The following is a 3318-nucleotide window of genomic DNA, read 5'->3' on the forward strand; positions in this document are numbered from 1 at the left end:
CTACCGGGGCATAGCGGACATTGGTCAAGCCCACGCCAATCAAGCGCGGCTTATGAGTACGCGCTCTAACAGGCTGTTGAAGAAGGCGCTCGCCTGGGCGTTGTGGGCATGATTCATTGGCTCTGAAGGGATTCGGAGCGGGATGGATGCGGGGCGGGGACGAACGGACGGGCGAACTGTTCAGCTATGTCGATCTTGAGGCGCGGGTTCGGCGGGATCATCCGCTGCGGGCGATCCGGACGATTGTGACTGAGGCGCTTTTGGCGCTGGAGCGTGACTTCGCGGCGCTGTACTCGCCGATCGGGCGACCATCGATTCCGCCGGAGAAGCTGCTGCGGGCGCTGCTGTTGCAGGCGTTCTATTCGATCCGCTCGGAGCGGCTCCTGATGGAACGGCTGGAATACGATCTCCTGTTCCGCTGGTTCGTCGGCATCGGCGTCGACGATGCGGCCTGGGATCATTCGGTGTTCTCGAAAAACCGCGACCGGCTGCTCGCAGGCGACATCGCGGCGAAGTTCCTGTCTGCGGTGCTGGTCCAGCCCAAGGTGAAGCAGCTTCTATCCACGGACCACTTCTCGGTCGATGGCACGCTGATCGAGGCCTGGGCGTCGATGAAGAGCGTCAAGCCGAAGGATGGCTCGGGCGAGCCGCCGACTGGGGGCGGACGCAACGCCGAGGCGGACTTCCACGGCGAGAGGCGATCGAACCAGACGCATGGCTCGACCACCGATCCCGATGCCCGGCTCTACCGCAAGGGGGCGGGCAAGGAGGCGAAGCTCTGCTTCATGGGACATGGGCTGATGGAGAACCGCCATGGCCTTCTGGTCGACGCCTGCCTGACGCCGGCCGACGGGCATGCCGAGCGGGTGGCGGCGCTGCACATGATCGAGCCGCACGCCGAGCGGCCGCGGGCGATCACGCTCGGCGCCGACAAGGCCTATGACGTGCAGGACTTCGTCAACGAGTTGCGTTCGATGAAAGTGACGCCGCATGTCGCCCAGAATACGAAGGGGCGGCGGTCGGCGATCGACGGGCGCACGACCCGCCACGGCGGCTATGCCGTCAGCCAGCGCATCCGCAAGCGGATCGAGGAGGCGTTCGGCTGGATCAAGACCGTCGCCGGGCAGGACAAGACGAAGTTCCGGGGCCGCGACCGCGTCGGATGGGCCTTCACCTTCAGCGCCGCCGCCTACAATCTGGTGCGATTGCCGAAGCTCATGGCCGCCTCGCGATGAGTGTGCCGGCACACTGCCAGTTGATCGGTCGCTGGCGGATCGTCGAGGCCGATCTGTGGGATCGCGGCTATCTCGACCTGGTCGCGCCCGCCGCCATCGTCATCGGCGCCGACAACCGTGGCGAGATCGCCTTCGGGGCGATGCAGGCCAGCCTCGACCTCTCCTACAGCCCCTCCATGGTCTTCTTCACATGGGCCGGCTTCGACGAGATGGACGAGATCACCGGCGATGGCTCCGCCGAACTGCTCGACGACGGCGCGATCGAGATCACCTTCACCTATCACAATGGCGACGAGGCCATCCTCAAGGCCAAATGGGAGCCTTCTTCAACAGCCTGCTCTCATGATCGCCGTCAAACCCTTGTTTCATGACGAATGTCCCGGCTTCACCGGGTGCTGCGTGATGTAGATGCGCAGGGTAGGAGACGGAACTGAGACGACGGTTGAGCAAGCTCTCATGCGCGGGTTGGCTACCGCATGACCGTGGTTTCGTCCTGGGGCTGCCTCGTTCTAAGAAGCGAGCGTCGACCGTGTCGGCTCATAACAGGGCACGAGGGTTCCCCACCGCGTTCCGTCCCCAACCTTGCGCATCGGCATGATCAGGGCGCCTTCCTTCTTCGCCTGTGTCCCCGTGGTTCAGATCGGGGCAGCCGTCACGGCCCGCGCGATAGCCCAGATGAAGCCCACCATCTCGCGAGCAATGGCCGTTATGACGATCACCTTCGCCTTCCCGGCCGCGACCAGCTGGCGGTAACGGTGGCACATCCGCAATTGGCCCTTCCAGGCGATATCGCGCACCGCTTGGGGTAACCCCTCGATCCTGTCGTGAAGTTTGCGGCTAACCCGCGCCTGCATCCGGTAACTCCAGGCGCCCTCGATCAGTGCGCGCCGCGCCAGCCCACTGCCGGCCTTGGTGATCCCGCCACGGCGCACCGTCGAACCGCTGGAATGCTCGGAGGGGGTAAGGCCGAGATAGGCCATCAATTGCCGCGGGTTGTCGAACCGTTGGAAATCCCCAACCTCGGCCACGACCGTGACGGCAACGATGAAGGCGACACCCCGCATGGCCTGGACGGCTTCCACCACCGGTGCCAGACTCCAGACCGGAAGCAAATCGGCGATCTGGGCGGTCAGGCGCGCGACCCGGGCCTCGGTGTCGGCGACCGCGTCAACATAGTCCTGGAAGACGATCTGCTGAGCGGGGTGCTGGAAACGCACAGTCGTCAGCCAGCGCCGGTAGGCCACCGTCCAGCCCTTCTTGCCCGGATAGATCCGGCCATGCCGAAGCAGAAAGCCCTGCAGGTGCTGCCGCGCCTTGCCCAGGGTCCGCATTCCCGTTGCCCGCGCTCGGATCAGATCGCGCATCGCTTCATGCGCCGGGTCCGGGACCCAGACCGGCGTCAATTCTCCGGCGCGATGCAGCTTCGCCAGCATCAGTGCGTCGCGGCGGTCGGTCTTCACCCTGTCCCCGGCTTTGATCGGGATCAGTGAGGGCGCAATCACGATACAGTCGTGGCCCGCCTCGACCAACTGGCGGTGCAGGCCATAACCGCAGGGTCCGGCCTCGTAGCAGAAATGCAGCAGCGATCCGTCCGCAGCCAGCTTCTCCACCAGCTTGCGGACATGATCGGGTCGGTGCGGGACGGATCCCCAGTGGCGGACTTCGCCGCCACGCTCGCCCCGCGCAACTGCGACCGAAATCGTGGCCTTGTGGACGTCCAGCCCGATGAACGTGCTATTCTGCATCCGGTCTCTCCCCCATTCTTGAGGCTCGGCACCAGCCAATCTGGCGCAACCCTCGAACGGAGAATGCCGCGGGAGAGGCCGCCGACCCAGTCAGCTCACTCCGCGATCATGGGGTCTAGATTGCTTCGTCGCTATCGCTTCTCGCAATGACGCGGCGGGCCTTGGTTCAGTCTCCGAGGCCGCCCATGAGCATGTACTTGATCTCGACGAACTCATCCATGCCGTGGAGCGAGCCCTCGCGGCCGAGGCCGGATTCCTTGACGCCGCCGAAGGGCGCGACCTCGGTGCCGAGGATGGCGGCATTGATGCCGACCATGCCGTATTCGAGCTCCTCAGCG

General features: G+C 65.0%; 4 protein-coding genes. 2 read left to right on the top strand and 2 right to left on the bottom strand.

Annotation, left to right across the window (positions count from 1 at the left end):
- Positions 1-146 precede the first annotated feature (146 nt).
- On the top strand, positions 147-1235 hold the full coding sequence (locus tag ACREEF_RS15645; RefSeq protein ID WP_431566492.1) for an IS5 family transposase: 1089 nt from the start codon (positions 147-149) through the stop codon (positions 1233-1235).
- Positions 1232-1606, top strand: a complete 375-nt coding sequence (locus ACREEF_RS15650; RefSeq protein WP_431566493.1) for a hypothetical protein — start codon at positions 1232-1234, stop codon at positions 1604-1606. The genes ACREEF_RS15645 and ACREEF_RS15650 overlap by 4 nt, the downstream gene beginning before the upstream one ends.
- A 264-nt stretch (positions 1607-1870) precedes the next feature.
- Here the strand turns inward: ACREEF_RS15650 and ACREEF_RS15655 are convergent, their stop codons facing one another.
- Complete coding sequence (locus ACREEF_RS15655) at positions 1871-2980, bottom strand: IS110 family transposase (RefSeq protein WP_431566494.1); 1110 nt, start codon at positions 2978-2980, stop codon at positions 1871-1873.
- 166 nt (positions 2981-3146) lie between these two features.
- On the bottom strand, positions 3147-3318 hold a 172-nt coding region (locus tag ACREEF_RS15660; protein ID WP_431566495.1), incomplete at its 5' end, for an aldehyde dehydrogenase family protein.

Origin of the sequence: Brevundimonas sp. (genome assembly GCF_050729455.1) — a bacterium.
In the GTDB taxonomy this organism is placed as follows: domain Bacteria; phylum Pseudomonadota; class Alphaproteobacteria; order Caulobacterales; family Caulobacteraceae; genus Brevundimonas.

Excerpts from the sequence above, each read along its gene's own strand:
- ACREEF_RS15645 (WP_431566492.1), top strand. The coding sequence starts at position 147 with ATGCGGGGCGGGGACGAACGGACGGGCGAACTGTTCAGCTATGTCGAT.
- ACREEF_RS15650 (WP_431566493.1), top strand. The coding sequence starts at position 1,232 with ATGAGTGTGCCGGCACACTGCCAGTTGATCGGTCGCTGGCGGATCGTC.
- ACREEF_RS15655 (WP_431566494.1), bottom strand. The coding sequence starts at position 2,980 with ATGCAGAATAGCACGTTCATCGGGCTGGACGTCCACAAGGCCACGATT.